Origin of the sequence: Pseudoalteromonas arabiensis, assembly GCF_001550155.1 — a bacterium.
Taxonomy (GTDB): domain Bacteria; phylum Pseudomonadota; class Gammaproteobacteria; order Enterobacterales; family Alteromonadaceae; genus Pseudoalteromonas; species Pseudoalteromonas arabiensis.
Map to the genome: position 1 here is coordinate 32814 of NZ_LRUF01000023.1, position 20605 is coordinate 53418.

18 protein-coding genes are annotated in these 20605 nt (G+C 41.3%); 6 read left to right on the top strand and 12 right to left on the bottom strand.

Annotated features, from left to right (window positions below; genetic code table 11):
- Positions 1-87 precede the first annotated feature (87 nt).
- On the top strand, positions 88-2262 hold the full coding sequence (locus PAARA_RS12965) for a S9 family peptidase (RefSeq protein WP_062569453.1): 2175 nt from the start codon (positions 88-90) through the stop codon (positions 2260-2262).
- 30 nt (positions 2263-2292) lie between these two features.
- On the opposite strand, the gene PAARA_RS12970 is transcribed toward PAARA_RS12965, so the two are convergent.
- From PAARA_RS12970 to PAARA_RS12985, 4 genes are read right to left on the bottom strand one after another with little or no spacing between them, the layout of a single operon-like run.
- Positions 2293-3759 (bottom strand): sensor histidine kinase, encoded by a 1467-nt coding sequence (locus PAARA_RS12970; protein WP_228074381.1) that lies wholly within the window; start codon positions 3757-3759, stop codon positions 2293-2295.
- A gap of 8 nt (positions 3760-3767) precedes the next feature.
- A complete protein-coding gene (locus PAARA_RS12975) occupies positions 3768-4496 on the bottom strand; it encodes a response regulator transcription factor (protein ID WP_062569454.1) in 729 nt (242 codons plus the stop codon).
- Positions 4497-4554: 58 nt separating this feature from the next.
- Positions 4555-5280 (bottom strand): spondin domain-containing protein, encoded by a 726-nt coding sequence (locus tag PAARA_RS12980; RefSeq protein ID WP_062569455.1) that lies wholly within the window; start codon positions 5278-5280, stop codon positions 4555-4557.
- A gap of 10 nt (positions 5281-5290) precedes the next feature.
- Positions 5291-5992 carry a spondin domain-containing protein gene (locus tag PAARA_RS12985; RefSeq protein WP_062569456.1) on the bottom strand — a complete coding sequence of 234 codons (702 nt, stop codon included), beginning with the start codon at positions 5990-5992 and terminating at the stop codon, positions 5291-5293.
- A 191-nt stretch (positions 5993-6183) separates the two neighbouring features.
- Here PAARA_RS12985 and PAARA_RS12990 point away from each other — a divergent pair, with 191 nt between their 5' ends.
- Both PAARA_RS12990 and PAARA_RS12995 read left to right on the top strand, forming a co-directional pair.
- A complete protein-coding gene (locus tag PAARA_RS12990; RefSeq protein WP_062569457.1) occupies positions 6184-6555 on the top strand; it encodes a DUF4870 domain-containing protein in 372 nt (123 codons plus the stop codon).
- A 67-nt stretch (positions 6556-6622) separates the two neighbouring features.
- Entirely contained in the window at positions 6623-7057 is a 435-nt protein-coding gene (locus PAARA_RS12995; protein WP_062569458.1) for a YqaA family protein, read from the top strand.
- Here the strand turns inward: PAARA_RS12995 and folX are convergent.
- From folX to PAARA_RS13025, 6 genes are all read right to left on the bottom strand, one after another.
- Entirely contained in the window at positions 7054-7413 is a 360-nt protein-coding gene (gene folX / locus PAARA_RS13000; RefSeq protein WP_062569459.1) for a dihydroneopterin triphosphate 2'-epimerase, read from the bottom strand. The two genes, PAARA_RS12995 and folX, sit on opposite strands and share 4 nt — an antisense overlap.
- A gap of 2 nt (positions 7414-7415) precedes the next feature.
- Complete coding sequence (gene folE / locus PAARA_RS13005; protein ID WP_062569460.1) at positions 7416-7970, bottom strand: GTP cyclohydrolase I FolE; 555 nt, start codon at positions 7968-7970, stop codon at positions 7416-7418.
- An 18-nt stretch (positions 7971-7988) separates the two neighbouring features.
- A complete protein-coding gene (gene folM, locus PAARA_RS13010; protein WP_062569461.1) occupies positions 7989-8708 on the bottom strand; it encodes a dihydromonapterin reductase in 720 nt (239 codons plus the stop codon).
- A 261-nt stretch (positions 8709-8969) separates the two neighbouring features.
- Positions 8970-9806: an ammonia-dependent NAD(+) synthetase gene (nadE, locus tag PAARA_RS13015; RefSeq protein ID WP_062569462.1), complete on the bottom strand. Its 837-nt coding sequence runs from the start codon at positions 9804-9806 to the stop codon at positions 8970-8972.
- A gap of 67 nt (positions 9807-9873) precedes the next feature.
- A complete protein-coding gene (locus PAARA_RS13020) occupies positions 9874-10500 on the bottom strand; it encodes a YceH family protein (RefSeq protein WP_062569463.1) in 627 nt (208 codons plus the stop codon).
- Between the two features lie 4 nt (positions 10501-10504).
- Complete coding sequence (locus tag PAARA_RS13025) at positions 10505-13879, bottom strand: response regulator (RefSeq protein ID WP_062569464.1); 3375 nt, start codon at positions 13877-13879, stop codon at positions 10505-10507.
- Between the two features lie 168 nt (positions 13880-14047).
- Here PAARA_RS13025 and PAARA_RS13030 point away from each other — a divergent pair, with 168 nt between their 5' ends.
- Positions 14048-16330, top strand: a complete 2283-nt coding sequence (locus PAARA_RS13030) for a penicillin acylase family protein (protein WP_062569465.1) — start codon at positions 14048-14050, stop codon at positions 16328-16330.
- Here PAARA_RS13030 and PAARA_RS13035 read toward each other — a convergent pair.
- On the bottom strand, positions 16323-17423 hold the full coding sequence (locus PAARA_RS13035) for a GGDEF domain-containing protein (RefSeq protein WP_228074382.1): 1101 nt from the start codon (positions 17421-17423) through the stop codon (positions 16323-16325). The two genes, PAARA_RS13030 and PAARA_RS13035, sit on opposite strands and share 8 nt — an antisense overlap.
- 255 nt (positions 17424-17678) lie before the next feature.
- On the opposite strand from PAARA_RS13035, the gene PAARA_RS13040 reads away from it, so the two are divergent.
- Positions 17679-19211: a carbon-nitrogen hydrolase family protein gene (locus PAARA_RS13040; RefSeq protein ID WP_062569466.1), complete on the top strand. Its 1533-nt coding sequence runs from the start codon at positions 17679-17681 to the stop codon at positions 19209-19211.
- Entirely contained in the window at positions 19211-19528 is a 318-nt protein-coding gene (locus PAARA_RS13045; RefSeq protein ID WP_062569467.1) for a DMT family transporter, read from the top strand. Before PAARA_RS13040 ends, PAARA_RS13045 begins: the two co-directional genes overlap by 1 nt.
- Before the next feature lie 40 nt (positions 19529-19568).
- Here the strand turns inward: PAARA_RS13045 and PAARA_RS13050 are convergent, their stop codons facing one another.
- The gene (locus PAARA_RS13050) at positions 19569-20447 is read right to left on the bottom strand and encodes a DMT family transporter (RefSeq protein ID WP_083515318.1); all 879 of its coding nucleotides are present in this window, start codon (positions 20445-20447) and stop codon (positions 19569-19571) included.
- Between the last annotated feature and the right edge of the window lie 158 nt (positions 20448-20605).

A 20605-nucleotide genomic window follows, 5' to 3' on the forward strand; every position in this document is an offset into this window, starting at 1 on the left:
TTTTTACATTGCTTCACAAAGCCTACTTATATCAGGAGTTAATTTTACTTATATTAAAGTCGGGATAAAAAATAACTCAGGAACCCTATGAAAATTAGTCACTCTCTTTACTTGTTAGCTATACCACTTGCTATCGTTGCGGCGTGTAACAAAATACCGAGTTCTGTAAACGAGTCCAGCTCATTTTCAGCTGCAGATAAAGTAAACACCTTGGCACCTGTAGCCAAAAAAATACCTCATGAGATGACTATTCACGGTGATAGCAGAGTTGATAACTATTATTGGATGCGTGACGATACTCGCACCGACCCACAGGTTCTTGCCCATTTAGCAGCTGAAAATAGTTATGTAGAAAAAATGATGGCTCATACAAATGCTTTACAAAATAAGTTATTTGAAGAGTTGAAAGGACGTATTGAAAAAGATGATGAATCAGTACCCATAAAAAAGGGAAGCCATTATTATTTTTCACAAACTCATGGTGATAATGAATACCCTGTTTATATACGAAGTACTGATAAGCAAGGACAGCATCAGCAGGTTATTTTAGACGTAAATAAGCTTGCTAAAAATCATGATTATTTTGCAATAACAGGACTTGATGTAAGCCCAAATGGTGCTTTATTAGCCTATGGTAAGGATACGTTGAGTCGGCGTATATACACTATAAAAATTAAGGATTTGACAACCAATCAATTATTGCCGGATACAATTGAAGGCAGCGAAGGTGATGTTGTTTGGGCGAATGATAATAAAACCTTTTATTATATTAAAAAAGACCCGCAAACCTTATTGGGATATCAAGTTTTTCGGCACAGGTTAGGCACGTCTCAAGCGGATGATGAGCTCGTATATGAAGAGCTGGACATGAGCTATTACACCAGTATTGAGAAGAGCAAAGATCACCAAGAGATTTATATCAAGCATAGTAGCACGAGTGCTTCTGGGGTGTCGGTTATTGATGCAAACGATATCAGTGCCATGCCAAAACGTTTAATTCCACGTGAAACAGGACTCGAGTATGACATTAAGAAATTAGGTGACTGGTATTACATAGTCACTAATTTAAATGCCGTAAACTTTCAGTTAATGAAAGTGCATCGTGAACAAGCTCAGGATAAAGCGAAGTGGCAAACGCTGATTGCTGGGCGCGAAAATATAAAGCTGGAAAGTATTGAGTTATTTAATCATCACTTGGTATACGAAGAGCGCACAATGGGGCAGACCTCTTTAATTATTCGTGATTTACGTGATCAGCAAGAACAAGTGATTGCCTTTAAGGATCCGACATATACGGTTTCTAGCTATGGTAACTATGAGCTAGATAACCCTAACTTACGTGTTTACTACTCAAGTATGACCACGCCAAGTACAAGTTACGATATTAATTTAGAAAACGGTGAAAAAACGCTTCTCAAGCAGCGCAAAGTGTTAGGTGACTTTAATCCAGATAACTATATATCTGAGCGGGTGTATGTGACAACGCGAGATGGTGTCGATGTACCTGTGAGCCTCGTTTATCGTAAAGATAAGTTTGATAAAAACGGTACTAACCCGTTATTACAGTATGGCTATGGTTCGTATGGTGCGACGATGGATCCGAGTTTTTCGAGTTCGCGACTAAGCTTGCTTGATCGCGGTTTCGTGTTTGCAATTGCACATATCCGCGGTTCACAAATGCTTGGGCGCCCATGGTACGAAGATGGCAAGTTGTTACACAAGAAAAACACATTTAACGATTTTATTGATGTGACAGAATCTCTAGTTGCACAAAAGTATGGTGACAAAAATAGCATTTTTGCCATGGGGGGCAGTGCAGGTGGCTTGTTAATGGGGGCGATAGTAAACCAAGCGCCAGAACTTTATAAAGGAGTGATTGCAGCTGTTCCTTTTGTTGATGTTGTAACAACGATGCTTGATACCAGCTTACCGCTCACGACCAATGAATATGATGAGTGGGGTAACCCAAATGATAAAAAGTATTATGACTATATGTTGTCATATTCACCTTATGATCAAGTGAAGCAACAAGCCTATCCAAATATGTTGATCACAACGGGGCTACATGACTCACAAGTACAATATTTTGAACCGGCAAAATGGGTGACTAAATTGCGTGAGCTGAAAACGGACAACAATGTATTGTTATTCAAGACCGATATGGAAGCAGGACACGGTGGTGCGTCAGGGCGGTTTAAAAGTTTAGAAGATACCGCACTGTATTATGCGTTTATGCTTGATTTGGCAGGTATCAAACAATAATCAATATACGCACCAGTGGGTGATTCGACCTTAAACTGGTGCATGCTTCGTTAAGTTAAAGCGAAATTGGGTCCCCTTACCCAGGGTACTGTGTACTTCAATATCACTATTCATTAGTTTAAGTAGCTGTTTGCAAATAGCTAAACCAAGTCCACCTTGGCCTCGTTTAATACTATTACGTGCTTGGTAGTGAGGTTCGAAGATTGCCGTTAACTCATCAGCGTGAATGCCTACACCCGTGTCAGAGACTGAGACAAATACTTGTTCGTTGAGTTGAGACACTTCTACAGTGATTAATCCTTTGGAGGGGGTATGGCGTATCGCGTTTTCTATAAGGTTAGTCAGTACACGCTCTAGTTTGGCAATATCTGCTGTCACTGGAAAGTCACAAATTTTGGGAGTGACTTTTATTGTCACCCCAGCTGCTTCAGCGTTTAATGCTAATTTGGCGACACAGTCGTAAATTAATTCGCCAAGATTAAACGTTTCCGTTTTTATCTTTACTTGGCCACACTCTAAATTAGCCAGTTCAAAAATTTGTTCAATTAACAACTTTAATTGCTGGCAATTATCCATTGCAAGGCTGAGATAACGTTGTTGCTCGTGCTCACTCAGATGGGGGTGTGGTTTTTTTATAACCTCAAGAAAACCATGTAATGAAGCCAGTGGCGTTCTTAAATCGTGTGATAAATGAGTAAGTAATTCTCGGCGTTGTTTATCGATTTGCTGCAAAGATTTAAATTGCTCATCAATACGAGATAGCATGCCATAAATTCCCTTACTTAAGTTGCCAATTTCGTTATTCCCCATATAGCTCGGACTAAGCGCCATTTCTGTGAGGCTGTAGTTGGCTGCTTTTATTCGGCTGACCTCTTTATTTAATTGCTTAAGTGGTGAGGTGAAAAAGCGAAATAACAACAACATAGTGATAAATAGCGCGACCATAGCTGCTACAAACCACATTGCCCCTAGCCAAACTGGGTTATCACGTTTGACCTCGTTCAGCGTTGCATCAAAAGCTTGACCACCAATGATCATATACAAGTAACCTTGTAGCTTTTGTTGATTGTAGACAGGTGCAGCAGAGAATATTTTTTGACCTTCAACGTTACGCGGGTCGTCACCATAAATAGGTGTAGAGCTAGGCTGTGCAATTAACTTTTTTATTGGGCTTAGGCTTATTTTCTGTCTCACTACTTTGCCTGGTTTGGCTGAATAGGTCAGCAAATTACCTTCAGGGTCTACAAAGTAATATTCGAAAGCAGGTCCCAACACCATTAAGGTATGAAATAAGTTTTCTAACGCTTTATAGTCATACACACCTTGTTTTATTAATGGATTATCGTTTACAAGGTGCTCAGCGAGGTGGATGTGTAATTGCTGCTGTGCTTGGTGCTGAGAATGTTGTTCAAGCTTTTTACTCCAATTAAATATAAGCGCACACAACAGGCTAAAAATAATGACTAGTGACCAAGCTAGTTTTTGGTAAAGGGTCATCGAAAACATCATTGTATATTTAACTGCCCTGGATTTAATCTATAACCGACACCCCATACTGTTTCTATAAATAGAGCACGATGGTACTGTTCAAACTTATTGCGAAGGCGATTGATATGGGAATTAACGGTATGCTCGTAACCACTGTGTTGGTACCCCCAAACTTGATCAAGTAGCTGCTGGCGGCTGAAAACATGGTTAGGATGCTTTGCAAAGTGTACCAGTAAATCAAACTCTGTCGCGGTTAAGTTGACGGCTTGATTTGCTAGGTAAGCTTGATGACTCGAAAACTCTATGTGTAAGGCTCCGAGCTGAAGTTGTGCTTCATCGGGTTTCTTTTTTATAGAGGATTGAGCAATAAGTAATTGTTCTCGGTGACGTAATTGAGTTTTTACTCTCGCTTGTAATTCTCTTGCAAAAAACGGTTTACAAATATAGTCATCTGCACCCATTTCTAAACCAATAACTCTATCCATGTCACTGCTCAAAGCGGTAAGTAAAATAACCGACACTGTGGGGTAGTGTTCTTTAATTTTGCGGCATAAACTTAAACCATCCATTTGCGGTAAATTTATATCTAATATAACAAGCCCATAATCATTGCTTGCTAGTTTTTTTAATGCTGATTCAGCAGAATCGGCTTCATCAATATGTAAATTTAGGTTGCTAAGTTGAGTTATTACAAGTTGACGTATAGCACGGTCATCTTCAACAATTAAAAGTTTTTCTGGGCGCATAGTCTTGTCCAAATCGCTAAGGCACTTCCTTATGCCCTTAGCGCAAGTGAGTGCTATGTTATTGCGTCCGCGTAATGACAACTTGAGTCAATGGGTTATCAAACTTATGTTGACTACTAAGTACAGAGCTACTTAGACCATCATGTTGACTAACGACACCTGGGTGCATAGCCACATAGTTAACATCATTACGCTCTTCATTAAACCCTTCGCCTGAATCAGCTGGTCCAGGAATTGTCCCTGCGGCTTCTGAATTAGCCTCTGTTCCAGCATCATAAGCAAATGTAGTAAAAGTCAGCGCTTCATCGACAGCTAACGAAGACACATCTATTGCATTAAGACCGGTAAATGCATCATTTGTATTCACCAGCATGGTTGCTAAGCTTATTTTTAATGAATCTAGTTGCTCTGTTGTGAGTGATAATGTTACCTGACTACCTGGCGGTAGAGGCGCATCGGCAGATGCAACTGCGGTTGCAAAATCAACCGCTAATAGGTCGCTGTTGTTTCCTCCTTCGGCCATTACCTCAAGTGCTGTCGATGCAGGGCTACCAATTTCCCAAAGCATGTTTTCGGTATGAGAAATCACAGCAATTGGCGATAATGGTTGTGCAGCAGTTAAGTTACTTACTTGTATTGTAAATTCGTATGTAACGACTGGGCTAACAACGGGAGGTGACACGACTTCAGGTGGAGTCTCTGAGCGATTATTATTTGAGTCACCACAGGCCGCGAGGCTGGCGCCGAGCGCAATGATGATCAAGCTTTTTGTTAAACGAAGCATAATAGCTCTCCTACTTAACCGTTACTGTCAATTTAGCAACTGGGTTTAACCATCTGTGTACTGTGTTATCAAGGTCACTAATACCTGCTTCAAGATCATCATCACCTAAGTTACCAGGATGAATATGTACCATTGTGTTGCTTTCACTGCTTGTGACACCACTACCGCCTGTGCCTGCATTTCCGCCTGGTGCGGCAGGAATACCAGGAACGCCCAAAGCCCCTGAGCCTTCAACAACGCGTTCATCATTTGCTTCAGTGCCTGCATCATAGCCATTTAGGTAAATAGTGTAAGTACCTGCTTCTGTAGGTATTTTCCAGCTATTCAAGCCGACAAACCCATCATTTGTTGGCAACAACATGGCTGTTAGAGATAAGTAGTCGTTACCTTCTGTTGTTGTTAGGCTTGCCATTGTCGATGCGGCCGGAGCAAGTAACCCTTCTGCTGGGTTGGCAACCATATCGCTATTAGCGGCTGTTGCTTCATCAACAAGAGGTGCAATGTTGCCACCTTCAGCCATTGTTTGTAGCGCTGTAGATGCTGGCGTTGCGACTTCAAAAAGTGATGTATCACCGCTGTGGGCTGTAATCAGAATAGGTGTAAAATGAACACCTTGAGTGAGGTTTGTTAGTTTGATATCCAGCTCAGCTGCTTGGCTTGTGAAGCTAGAAATTGCTGTTGCAGCTAGCAAAGTTAAAGATAAAGTTTTCATTATTTGTTCCTGTTTTTGACTGTTCAAAAACAGTATCAAATAGCAATATCATAAAAGCCTCACGAAGTTATCACTTTTTTATCACAGTAACGAAGTGGGGTGAAAACAGCGGGTTAAATCAACTCATAGGTATATTAACTAGGCAAATATAACGCTATAGTGAAGGTGAGGAAAAATAACAAGGAGTCATAATGGACGATAATCAAAAGGTTGAAGTTATAACGGATAATAAGGACCATCGAACGTGGGCAATGCTATGTCATTTAAGCTCATTTGCTGGATTGTTAATCCCTTTCGGATCTGTCATTGGGCCACTCATTGTCTGGCTTGCCAAAAAGGATGAAATGCCGTTAGTGGCTGAGCATGGCCGTAAGTCATTAAATTTTCAGTTAACGATGATGATTGCATATATCATTAGTTTCTTGTTGATGTTTGTTGTTATCGGCGTCATTTTATTACCTGTCATCGCCATTTTTGCTTTTATTATGGTTGTTGTATCGGCAATCAAAGCCAACGATGGTAAGGAAGTGGATTACCCGCTGAGCATCGAATTTATAAAATAAAACTGAGAAATTAGATATACTAGAAAAGCTCAGCAGTGTTGCTGAGCTTTTCTTTTTTTGGGTATGTATGGCCTATCTTTCGCTTTTTTTTACTGCATTTATTTCAGCAACTTTGTTACCTAGTTCATCAGAGTTGGTAATGACGGCAATGATTGCCAAAGGGGGCTATTCACTTTGGTTGTTATGGCTTAGTGCGACACTCGGTAATGTGCTAGGTAGTTGTGTTAACTATTGGCTTGGCACACAGGTCATGCGTTTTAAAGATCGTAAATGGTTTCCGGTCTCTGAAAAGTCCATTAAAAAAGCTGAAAAACAATTCAATAAATACGGTATTTACAGTTTATTGTTTGCTTGGTTACCTGTGGTGGGCGATCCGCTCACTGTGGTCGGTGGAATTTTTCGCGTTAAGTTTTTAACTTTTCTCGTACTTGTCGCCCTTGGCAAAGGTGCACGCTATTTAGCTGTGCTTGCCTTTGCTGTTGGGCTTGAAAAGTTTTTTTAGTTTTTTTGCCAATCGAGAGTCAGCGATACTGAGTCTGCAAAACGCAGCGCATGTGGCTTATCAACACGAACTTTGGCGTAATGAACACTTTTATGCTGGTGGCAAATAGCTAAAATCTCGGCAACGAGCTTTTCTAGCAATAAGAAGTGACCTTCCTCGACTAACGCGATGACTTCTTTAGTAATGGTCTTGTAGTTAAGTGCTTTATCAACAGCATCAGTTTCACACGCCTGCTCAGCAGGGTAGTGAATTTCAAGGTTAATCACGACATCTTGCTTTTTTTCACGCTCTTCAGGGTTAAAACCAATAAAGGTTCTTAGCCTGAGGTTTGTTACATTGATAATTGCATTGGCCATGATTACCCTCTAACTAACTGCAAAAACTCATTACGGGTTTTTGGATCGGCTCTGAAGCTGCCAAGCATAACAGAGGTACGCATGCTTGAGTTTTGTTTTTCAACGCCGCGCATCATCATACACATATGTTTTGCTTCAACAATAACACCAACACCTTTTGCACCAGTGACCTCTTCAACCGCCTTGGCAATTTGATGAGTAAGCTGTTCTTGAATTTGGAAGCGTCGTGCAAACATATCGACAATACGAGCAAACTTAGACAGACCGAGTACTTTACCATCAGGAATGTAAGCAATGTGACAACGGCCAACAAAGGGCAGTAAGTGGTGTTCACACATTGAGTAAAGCTCAATATCCTGAATTAATACCATGTCGTCAGCATCAGAAGTAAAGACGGCGTTATTGGTAATTTCATCAAGTGTTTGGCGATAACCTTTAGTAAGGTATTCCATCGCTTTTGCTGCGCGTTTCGGCGTATCAAGTAAGCCCTCTCGTTGAGGGTCTTCGCCTACTGCGCTAATTATGTCTTGATAGCTCTTTTTTAAATCATCGTGCATAGATTTCTCAGTAATACGTTATTTTAAATGTCTGCCGCCATCGACAGGTAATGAACGCCCTGTGATGTAGCGGCTGTTAAGTAGTAGCTCGACGCTATTAATAATTTCTGTGCAGCCAGGTTCAATTTCCATTAAAGACTTTTTGATGGTTTTGGCTCGGTATTCTTCACTGTCATGATCATTAAAAATAATGAGTGATGGGGCAATTGCGTTCACTTTAATTGCTGGTGAAAATTTCGCTGAAAATGATTTAGTTAAGTTATCGAGTGCTGCTTTACTTGCTGCATAGGCTAGGTGTTTAGGACTGCCTTTTTCCACTACGTAATCTGTCATGTGGATGATATCGGCAGCTTGACCTGTATTCTGTTGATAATGAAGCAGTAGATCAGCCGCAGCTAGATTGATTAAGTAAGGGGTTTTAGCATGTATGCGCATCATATTATCGAACAGTGTCGCATAATCTTGGTTATTGGCTTCACAATCCCAACTCGACGCGTTATGAATGATTGCTTTTAGCTGATTAGTATGGCTTTTTAGTTGTTCAATAAAATGTGTAATTGCTGCATCACTGTCAAAGTCAGCATGAATACACGTTGCTCCTTTACCTGCGAGGATATCAATAGCATCGTGGCGGGTGCGGTATGTGACTATGATTGCTTGTCCTTGCGCTAAAAAGTGCTCGGCCAAGGCGAGTCCAATACGTTGGCCTGCGCCAGTAATTAAAATAGGCGATGACATAAACTATGTATAAATCCTTAGATGTCTGATGTGTTGGGCTTTCTATTCAGTGTGAACTGTAACCACTATAAACCAAATTACAGAACTATTTCATCTTTACTGCAATCATGTTGCAAAACTTTTTACGGGTAAAGTTTTAACACCGATCATTTATCATATTGAGAAATGAGGATATTGCTAAGGGGGCGATATCAGTGTAGCGTGGAAGAGAGGGCAACTAATTTGCTTATTGCTTTAAATTGCCCTTGGGTATTTTGCCGCTTAAAGCTCGTCATAAATAGTAGGAATTGCTTGGCGCTTATGTTGAGTACGTAAGTAAATAGCGATTAATTTATCTTCTACTTCGCTTGTCACATCTTTGCCTTCTAAAAAGTCATCAATTTGTTCGTAGGTTAGGCCAAGTGCCTCTTCATCTGTTAAACCTGGGCGATCACACTCTAAATCAGCTGTTGGTGCTTTATGAACCAGCAACGACGGGGCTCCTAGCTGCTCAGCAAGCGCTCTTACTTGACGTTTCGAAAGACCAAATAAAGGCGCTAAATCACACGCGCCATCACCAAATTTAGTGTAAAACCCCGTAATGTTTTCAGCACTGTGATCGGTGCCTACAACTAAACCTTGGCTAAAACCGGCAATTTCATATTGTGCCACCATTCGCTGACGCGCTTTCACATTACCTTTAATAAAGTCAATTTTTGCTTGCTCAGGAAGCTCAACGCCGCCACCGACCACAGCTGCCATTGCTTGTTCGTGCATCCCATCAACCGCCGCTTTAATGTTTACAGTCATGCGCTTACTGGGTTTAATAAAATCAACGGCCATTTGTGCTTCATCTTCATCTGCTTGCACACCGTAAGGTAGGCGCACCGCAATGAATTGGTATTCGTTGGTGTTGTGTTCTTGGTTTAATTCATCAATGGCTAATTGGCATAAACGACCACATGTTGATGAGTCAACACCACCACTAATACCTAAGACAAGCGAACGGGAATGCGCAGCTAAAAGTCGGCTTTTTAGAAAGTTGACGCGGCGCGTAATTTCCGCCTTCACATCAATCGTGGGTTGGACTTTCATTTCTGCCAGAATATCGGCACGCATGGTTGAGCTCCTATTTTCGTTGTGGTTGTTCAGCGTCTTATACATTATGTTACGAGCAACGCTTTTATTAAAGACCTAAATGCGCTTTTATCGCGTTAATTTGTTGCTTAAGTTCTTCGATTTCGGCACGTAATTGTTGAACTTCGCTGTTGCTGGCCTGTTCAGGCTCATGATCAGCTATATCTTTTGCTAAGCTATCTGAGTCAGCAAATAAGTGCATATAACGGCTTTCTCGTTTACCTGGTTCACGGGCTAAACGGATAACATGTTCTTGCTCGATAAGGGCATCAAGGGCGATTTCAACGTCATTCACATTAGAGAACTCGGCGAGGCGATTACTCCGGGTGCGTAACTCGCCAGGGGTCTGCGGCCCTCTTAGCAATAATAAGCAAATAATCGCACGCTGTTGCTCAGTAAACTGTAAGCTGCCAAACTGAGTATTGCAAAAGCGATGCGCGTATTTGTTTACTCGACCCGAAAGACCTTCATCAACAGTGACTAAACGTAAATGGGTCAGTTCATCTATGATATTTTGTACATCCGACTCGCTCAGTGATAGAACCGGTTCACGGTTTGATTTTTGATTGCAGGCGTTGGCTAATGCGTTTAAAGAGAGAGGGTAGTGCTCAGGTGTTGTGATTTGCTTTTCAAGTAAGCAACCTATAACGCGTTGTTGGTTTGGTGTTAAGTGCATTGTTTTAGTCTCTGTGTTTATGAGGGCTTAGCCACATTTGTAATTTTTTATTTAAAGCATCAAAGTTAAGTGGTTTGGTTAAATAGTCATTCATGCCAGCACTGAGGCAGCGTTCTTTATCGCCTTGCATTGCATTCGCGGTTAAGGCCACGATATTAACGTCTTGATGTGCATCTCCCGCTTCTGACGATCTAATTGAGCGTGTTGCTTGATAACCATCCATTTCAGGCATCTGGCAGTCCATTAGAACAAGCTCGTAAGGAGCCTCTTCTCTGTTGAGCAAATATGAGATCGCTTCAAGGCCATTTTCTGCGATATCAAAGCTCACTCCAGCTTGTCTCAACAATGCACTTGCCACTATTTGGTTTACTTTATTATCCTCGACTAAAAGTACTTGTGATTCAGTGTCAGAGTTAACTTCTGCTATTTTTGCGTTTATCGGCTCTTTGTTGGTTTGCTGCTGCTCAATGTATTTTTCATTAGCAAGCGAGTTAAATAAGTCCGAAGGAGTGAGGGGTTTAAAAATAATACTCTCCACTTTTAACACGTGTCTTGTTTGCTTTTCAGTTAAACTCATCGGTGCCATTAGAATACGCTTACCACGGCTTGCATTAAAGTGGGTTTGAAACGCTTTTTGTTGAGCTTTGGACGCTTTAGTGAATAGATCGTAGTCGATAAAAATAGCATCAAAATGACAGTCAGTTGGTTGTTGTGCACGGGCAAGTAAGCCGTCAATATTATTAATTACTTCTACTTTAGCACCCCATAGCTGTAATTGTTTTTTAGCAATACCACTGCTTAGCTTGCAGTTATCTGCAATGAGTATCAATTTCTTGTCGATAATATGACTCGGCTCGGGTTGTTGTTGTGCATAGTCTAGTTTTACTTTCACAGTAAAATTAAAGGTGCTGCCTTCACCTAGCGCACTTACTACCCCAACATCTCCCTCCATTAGTTGACAGAGCTGCTTCACAATTGCAAGGCCAAGTCCCGTACCGCCATACTGACGAGTTGTTGATGCATCAGCTTGAGTAAAAGAGTCGAACAATGTGGCTTGTTTATCTGCTTTGATGCCAACTCCCGAATCAACTATGGAACAACACAAGAAGGTGTCGTTGTTTGCTTCTTCGTAGCTAGCTATGACGATTATTTCACCGTTGTTAGTAAACTTGACAGCATTTCCTAGTAGGTTATTGATAATTTGACGAATTCGATTTGGATCACTAATGATAAATTCATGTTTGATATTAGTGGCATCAAGAATCAGCTTGGTGTTGTTTTGTTCAGCTTTGATTGCAAAGGATTCAATGGTATCTCCCAGTAGTTTCGATACATTGAACGATACATTCTCTATGTCTAGTTTGCCGGCTTCGATTTTTGAGAAATCTAAAATATCATTAATGATATGCAGCAAAGATTCAGCTGATGACTGAGCAAGTGCAATGTGATGACTTTGTTGAACATCAAGCTTGCTTTGTTTAATTATATTAAGCATGCCAATCACGCCATTCATTGGGGTTCGGATTTCATGACTCATACTGGCTAAAAATTCGCTTTTGGCTTTTACCGCTTGCTCTGCCGCTTCTTTTGCTTGGACAAGCTGCTGTTCGGTTTCAATTCGTCGTTGACTGGCGTGTAAACTGCCAATGAGTGCCGCCACTGCAATTAAAAAGCTTTCCTCATTTTTGCTCCACTTACGCCGGTGGTGACACATTTCTGCGCAAACTACCCCCATCGTTTTGCTACCTGTGGGAATGATAACAGTTAGCATCGAACGAATATCAAAGTGTTCTAGGTAATCAACAGATAAGTCTTTTGTTAGGGAATCACATTGTGCATCACTTACGCTTATCACAGCATGGTTATTTATGGCGTCAAAATAATTAGGGAAGTCGATTTGCTGTAGAGCAATAGATTCGCTGAATTGGGGGCTGCTTTGGTCGTGTATCGCAAACCTATTAAGTGATTGTCTATCATCACTGAAGAGCCAGATTCCTGCACGGTCAACGCCAAGGGCATGGCAAATTGCTTGCACAATAATATGTTTTGATAGGTTGAGGTTACCTGTTAAAACCGCATCATTAACAGTTAAAGATGCTAAAATTTCATTGTGGAGGGCTATTTTGCTGTTTTCAAGTTCAACACGTTTACGGGCATCTATATCTTGCAAAGAGCCAAACAGTTTCACGCATCGTTGGTTGTGATGTTCAGCTTCGCCATTGACAAGAACCCAAACAGGATTGCCTTCGTACGTCATTATTTGTACTTGTGTTTCAAAGCTCTCGCCATTTTTAATCGCTTTTTCTGTTAGGTGGCGAATTTTGTCTCTGCTGTAGCCTGGTTTGAAGTAATCAAAATTACTGGGCCATTCGGGCTGGCTTGAAAATGGTAGTTTAAAAATCAATTTGGTCATTTCTGACCAATATACTGTTTTAGTTTCGAGATTAAAGGACCAAGCCCCTATTTTTGCTAAACCGCTCATGGTCTCGAGCATGCGCTCGTTTCTATATTGGCGCTCAAGCATTTTCAGTAAAAAAACAGATGCACCTGCAAATAAAGCACAAATTAGAATAATCGCCAGCCGTAATGGCCAAATAGAAGAATTAGCAGGCTGCCAGCCTTGTTTAGGTGTGGCGTACATTTGCCACTGACCGCCTGAGAATGAAATGCTAAAGCTGAGTGGATTAGTCTCTAGAATCTGTTCATTACCATAAAAAAACTCGCCATCAAGCCCTTTACCATTTCGTCCTTGTAGCGCGAGTTCATATTCATTACTAGGCGAAGTGAGCCCTGCGTTTTGATACACTTTATTTATATCTAAAACGACAGACAGTAGACCCCAAAATTGATTGTTTGGCTGGGTAAATACGGGCACTCGAGCAATGAGCGCTTGGCCGCCTTGTACCAGTTCAAGAGGACCTGCCATAATAATTTTATTTTCGTCCCGTGCTTTTATGGCATCTGAGCGTTGAGCTTTATTTTTTAAAAAATTTAACCCAATTGCCTTTTCGTTTCCCTCCATCGGGTAAGTCATTTTTATAACCATATCGGGTGCACCGCCGATGTTTCTGAGCTCAGAGGAGGTTTCAAATAGTGGTGTTGCGATTTGTGAGAAGCGGGCTTGGTTAAGATTAGGCTCTGCAGCCACTGCAACCGCAAGACCTCGTACGAGTTGAATGTTTGACACCAATATTGATTCCAACTCAGCGCGGTAAGTACTTATTTTCGCAAGCTCTTGTGAGCGGTAGGCGTCTTTCTCTCGCGTATAGTTGATATGGTCAATGACTAGACCGATTAGGATAATTAAACCTAAAGAAAGCCAGAAGGTGAGCTTTAGTTTTTTTAGCTTTTTATTATCATTTTCAGTAGCGAGTGGCATGAGAAGTATCGGTTTTTATACTATCTACCTACTATAGACAATTTCTGTCGTAAATAAAAATGAAGCACACAATCGTAAAACTAAATTTAATTATTTGTATCGAAACACTATTTTTTCATAAAACACTGGTTACTATAGGCTTATAACTCCTTCGGAAGCGTATTTAATATGTTTAAAATAATTAAATGGTTGTTGATGAGTCTACTCGTCGTTGCGTTATTGGCTACGGGCCTTATTTATGGCGCGTTGAACTTAAGCTTGCCCGCTCTGGATGGCAAGGGAAAAAGTACAGCAATTGAACAATCCCTTAAAATCGAACGAGATGTGCTAGGTCAAGCTGTGATTCATGCACAAAGTCGTTTAGATGCGGCATATGCGCTTGGCTTTGCTCATGGACAAGATCGCTTTTTTCAAATGGATTTATTGCGTCGAAATGCAGCTGGAGAGTTAAGTGAATTATTTGGCAAAGCCGCGCTGGAACTTGATAAAACAATGCGCTTTCATCAGTTGAGAAAACGAAGCCAAATTTTACTCGAGCAATTACCTTCGTCAGATCGAGCACTATTGGCGACATATGCAAAAGGTGTGAATGAGGGACACGCACAAACGGGCTTTGATAGTTTTGAATATTTACTAACAGCTGCTACAGCGAAACCATGGCAAAGTGAAGACAGCCTACTTACTATTTTTAGTATGTATTTGGATTTGCAAACTGCGACTTTTGAACGAGATAAAACCTTAATTCAAATAGAGCAACTATTTGGTGAAGAGATGGTTGCTTTTATTACGCAACCTAGCCTGTATCAAGCTGCTCTCGATAACAGTCAGCTAGCTCCTTACAATCACTCGATTCCTTCCTTATCAGCACCTTTGAGTATGATCACGCATATTGAAGATACTAAGGAGTTAGGCAGTAATAATTGGGCTGTTACGGGGGATTTAACGCAAACAGGTGCTGGGATGTTATCTGATGATATGCATTTGTCGTTTGCGGTGCCGATTATTTGGTATAGAGCGCAGTTAAATTACCCTTTAAATGGCCAGATGCAACAAATAACAGGCGTTTCGCTACCTGGTGCCCCTGCAATTGTGGTTGGCACGAACAATAAAGTCGCTTGGGGTTTTACCAATGGCTACTTGGATACAGCAGATTGGATTGCACTCGACGGGCGCGACAAAACATGGCAGATAGATGAAGCGATTTTACTTAATGATGGCAGTAGTGAAAACTATACGCTGACCATGAGTGAGTATGGTCCGGTAAAAAATATAAACGGTAAGCCTTATGCGCTAAGTTGGGTGGCACATCATGATTATGCGGTTAATATGGACCTAATAAAGCTTGAGCAAGCAAATAACGTTGATGATGCGTTAGCGCTTGCAGCGGATGTTGGTATTCCTGTACAAAATCTAATGGTTGTAGATGATAGTGGGAGTGCAGCTTGGAAGAACATGGGGGCGATTCCTGCACGCAAGGTCCCTAACGAACTTGCTGTCTCAGAGCAAAATTACCCAGTAGGGTGGCACGAAAATGAAACTGAGCGACCCTATGTTAAGAACCCTGCAAGTGGTCGACTTTGGACGGGGAACTCACGTGTTGTTTCGGCTGAAGATAATAAACGCTTTGGTAATGGTGCTTATGCAATGGGCGCACGTTCGGCTCAGATCCGCGATCGTTTATTTGAAAAGCAGCAATTCACAGAGAGCGATTTTTATCAGTTGCAGCATGATAATGAAGCTCGCTTTTTAACAAAATGGCATAACCTACTTGTAAAGCAACTTGAAAGTAGACCCAATGAGTATAAAGCTTCCCTAACAGAGTTAAACAATTGGCAAGCATGTGCATGTGCAGATTCGATTGGTTATACGTTAGTGAAGTACTACCGTGATGAAGTGATTAATGGCCTGTTCAGCCCATTGGAAAATGAACTGCAAACGTATGATGGCAGCTTAAAGCACGTGAAGCGAGATCTTGAGCCTGCAGTTTGGCAGCTAATAAATACTCAACCGAAAGGTTGGCTAAACCCTGATTATGCTGATTGGTCTGAGCAAATGCGAGCAGCATTTGATCGCACCCTTGATAAGCTGACCACTCAATATGGACAGAACATGCAAAATTGGCAGTGGGGAAGCGTGAATAAGCTCGTTATTGAGCATCCATTTGCAAAACAAATTCCCGTACTCAAAAAGTTGCTCAACATGCCAGCGGCTCCAGGGTTTGGTGATACCTTCATGCCAGCAGTACAAGGGCGTAGTTTTGGTGCCTCACAACGATTTATTGTACAGCCAGGACACTTAGATAAAGCTATAATGGCAATTCCTGGTGGTCAATCTGGGCATCCGCTGTCTGAGTTCTATCGTGCGGGATTTGATGACTATGTTAACGAAGGTCTCACCCCTCTTATGCCACAGAGCATTATGCATAGTATTACGATAGATGCGGTTAATTGACCGCATCAGTATCATCCAGTTGTAAACAGAATGCTTTTACAACCGTGGTAGTATTTCTTCCTGCATCTTTACTGTCATAGAGTGCTGCATCAGCTTGCTGCAACATGCGCTCTAAAGATGCAAGCGGTTGCCATTCAATTAAGCCAAAACTCATTGTCACCGATAAGTTTGGTAGCTCTTGGTGAGCGTCTAATGTCGCAATATGTTCACGCAAGGCTTCTATTTTTTGTAACCCGTGATACTCATCGGTATTATCGAGTAAGAGCAAAAACTCCTCACCACCCCAGCGTACAGCTATATCTGTTTCATTTAAGAATTCACCTATTGCTTGTGCAATATTGACTAAAATCGCATCGCCTTTGTCATGGCCATAGGTATCGTTAATTTGTTTAAAGTGATCGATATCAGCCATAACAAGGCACAGGCTTTGATCTGTTTCGATGCTTTTTTTGTAAGTTGCTAAAATTAATTTTTTAGCAAAGCGACGATTATAAAGTTTGGTGAGTGGGTCTCGTGATGCCATTTCGGTTAATTCAACACGCTGTGAAAGCGTAATCTCTCTGATCAGCCCAATAGCGTAAACCATAGGCAAACCAGCAATAATAATATTTGTTAAATGTACATAAGGAATAAGCTGTGGGTAGGTATATTGATAAGGTACATCGTTGAAAAAGATGTATAGAAGAGCAAAGGTAGTGATCATCAATAAGCTGTATAGTGCAGCGCGTTTTAGTGATAATTGGTAGTCAATCATCAAAATACAGGAGATAGTCCACAAATAAAATTGAAACCCTAAATCGAGCCCTAATGTGGCGCATACCACTACAGCATGAATAAGTACTTCTAAACAAAATACCCTCAATGCTAAAGAGGTCAAGCCTTGTTTTATTAGAAAGATACCGCTGCCCCACGCAACGACACTAAGAATATTGACTAAAGCTAAAGTAATAGCGCCCACATGGGCAAAAAGTGGAATGAGCAACGCATGCACTATCAGTGCGAAATATGCGATTTTAGAAATGATTAAAAACTTTACTTGTTCTATTTCTTCTAAACCTGACTGCTTTGATTGTTTTAGTAAATGTTTTATCAAATGAACCTCATACAAGCAGGCGCTTAAACGCAAAGTATAGATGAAAATAGCCTAGCTGATGAATAAATCACCAATATCACCTTCACTCATTAATAAGTTTATTGTGGGTCGATTTAATTAAACGCATATTCATACGCTGTTTATTATGCTGATACTTGGCATAGTGTGTAATTGATGCCACTCTAAAAGAGCTATTTTAAACGTGCTACCGTATAGTTTGCTTTGTGTTTCCTGTTATGCCCTAAAGGAGTATGTATGTCGGCTGAAAAAACGCATCTAGAGATTTGTAACTTAACCAAAGAGCAGTATCCACAAATCAAAGTTCTGATGGATCAAGCTTACCCAGGCTTAGGTGGAGCGTGGCCAAGCCACACCATTTTTCGTTTAATTGACCAATTCCCTGAAGGTCAAATTGGCATTGTTGATGACGGTGTGCTTGTGGGTATCGCTTTGAGTGTACAAGTAGATTACGCTCGTTTTTCTAACCCGCATACTTACGAAGATATTGTTGATGGCCACGACCGTGTTTTTAGCGACTCAGAAGGCGATGCTTTATATGGTCTAGATGTTGTTATCTCGTCAACCCACCGCGGTATGCGCTTAGGCAGGCGTTTATACGATGCGCGAAAAGAATTATGCCGTCAGTATAACTTACGTGCGATTTTGGCGGGTGGGCGCATTCCACGTTATTACAATCATAGCTCTGAAATGTCACCTATGGAGTACATCGAAAAAGTGGATCATAAAGAGCTTTACGATCCGATTTTAAGTTTTCAACTTTCTAACGATTTCCAAGTAAAACGCTTACTTAAAAAATATCTACCAGAAGACCAAGAGTCAGTGGGTTATGCCACGTTGTTAGAGTGGAATAACATCATGTTTGAACCTACAGATACTGTGCTTGAATCAACCAAATCTATAGTGCGTGTAGGTGCTGTGCAGTGGCAAATGCGCTGCGTCGACTCAGTTGAGGAGTTACTTAAGCAAGTTGAGTATTTTGTCGATACGGTGTCTGACTATAAAAGCGACTTTATTTTATTTCCGGAATTTTTCAATGCGCCGTTAATGGGGCTCACCGAGCAATGCAATCAAACTGAGGCAATTCGTTATTTAGCCGAATACACTGAAACGTTCCGTGATGCGATGTCGCGCATGGCGGTTGAATACAATGCCAATATTATTACCGGCTCAATGCCGCTGGCAGAAGGCGATAAGATTTATAACGTTAGTTACTTATGTCATCGAAGCGGTAAAATTGATGAGCAGCGCAAAATACATATCACGCCTCATGAGCAAAATGACTGGGTGATCCAAGGGGGTGACAAGATTGCCGTATTTGAAACGGATGCGGGTCGTGTCGGTATTCAAATTTGTTACGATGTAGAGTTTCCCGAGCTGTCGCGTATTCTCGCTAAGCAAGGGCTAGATATCTTATTTGTACCTTTCTGGACAGATACTAAAAACAGTTACTTACGTGTTCGTCATTGTGCACAAGCACGCGCAATCGAAAATGAATGTTATGTTGTAATTGCAGGCTCTGTTGGTAATCTACCTGAGGTAGAGAGCTTAGACGTACAGTACTCGCAATCGGCGGTGCTTACTCCTTCTGATTTCTCATTCCCCCATGATGCGACCTTGAACGAAGCAACACCGAATACCGAAATGCTGTTATTCAGTGATTTAGATATGGATAAACTGAAAATCCTGCACAGTGAAGGTACCGTTAGAAACTTAAAAGACCGCCGTGAAGATTTATATGACGTGATCTTGAAAAAGCGAGATCAATAATGGCGTGGTTGTATTTAATTGTCGCAGGTCTGTTAGAAATTGGCTGGCCTGTTGGCCTTAAGATGTCTCAAGAATCAGAGAGTCGCTGGTTAGGCATTGCTATTGCTGTCGTCTTTATGGTCGCCAGTGGCTTTATGTTGTGGTTGGCACAAAAAGATATTCCGATGGGGACATCCTATGCAGTATGGACAGGTATAGGCGCTGCAGGCACCTTCTTGGTGGGTATTTTATTTTACGGTGATGCCGCCACATTTGGCCGTATTGCCGGAGTACTGTTGATTATCAGTGGTGTGATAACACTAAAAATTAGTCATTAAAAAAGCGGCATAGCCGCTTTTTTAATGACTAGAAATGCACCTAATTGGGTAGCATCACCAAAATGGCAGCCAAGGCAATTAATACTAGACCCGCCGTGTCTTGGCGTTTTAACGGCTGTTTTAACCAAAGAATCGATACCAAAATGGTAAAGAACACTTCAACTTGCCCGAGTGTTTTTACATAAGCAACATGCTGCAGGCTCATGGCGCTAAACCAACCGATTGAACCTAAACAGCTACAAACACTGACAGCGGTAGTAGTGCCTTTATGCTGCCACATTTTCTTAAATGTATCGGGCTCTTTGAGTGTAATATAAGCGCATAGCATTAGCGTTTGTAAGCTGATTATCAGTACCAGTACCCATGCGGCTGAGTGCGGGAAAGTCAGTCCTGAATTTAAACTTGCTTCACGGATCCATGATGATGAAAGAGCAAATGAAGTACCGCAAGCAAGCCCAAGGAGTGCAGTGCCCAAATTAAAGTGTTTAACATTCGCGATGCCACTTAATAGCAATACGGCGATTGCACCAATAAATACCCCAACCCAACCTAGCAATGACAGTGCGGAGCCAAAAAACATAACCCCTAAAATAGCCGCCATCAGTGCTTCACTTTTGGCAAGCCCAGCACCGACTGCAAAGTTATTCATTTTAAATAGTTTTACCATCAAACCTGTGGCAACAATTTGGACGATACTGGCACCAATAATGTAGCCAATAAAAGCCAGGTTAAAGTCTGGTAGTGCGGCGTCTTGGTATTGATAAAGTGCAAATAAATACAGGGCAGCAATTGGGCTCGCAACAATAAAACGAGCAAGCGTCACCCCTGCTACACTCACTGTTGCACTGAGTTTACTTTGCAGCGCATTGCGCCACGACTGCATAAATGCCGCAAAAATGGTTAAGAAAATCCAAGTCATATTGAAAATAAATTAATGAGGGGGCTTGGGTATAGAGTAACAAAACCAAAGTATTTGGGCATTAGCTTATCGACCAACTTGAGGAAAACTCAGCTGTGACAATATGCCGCAGGGCTTTTATGTCGTCATTAGGCTATAGTGACAATGATGCTATTGCT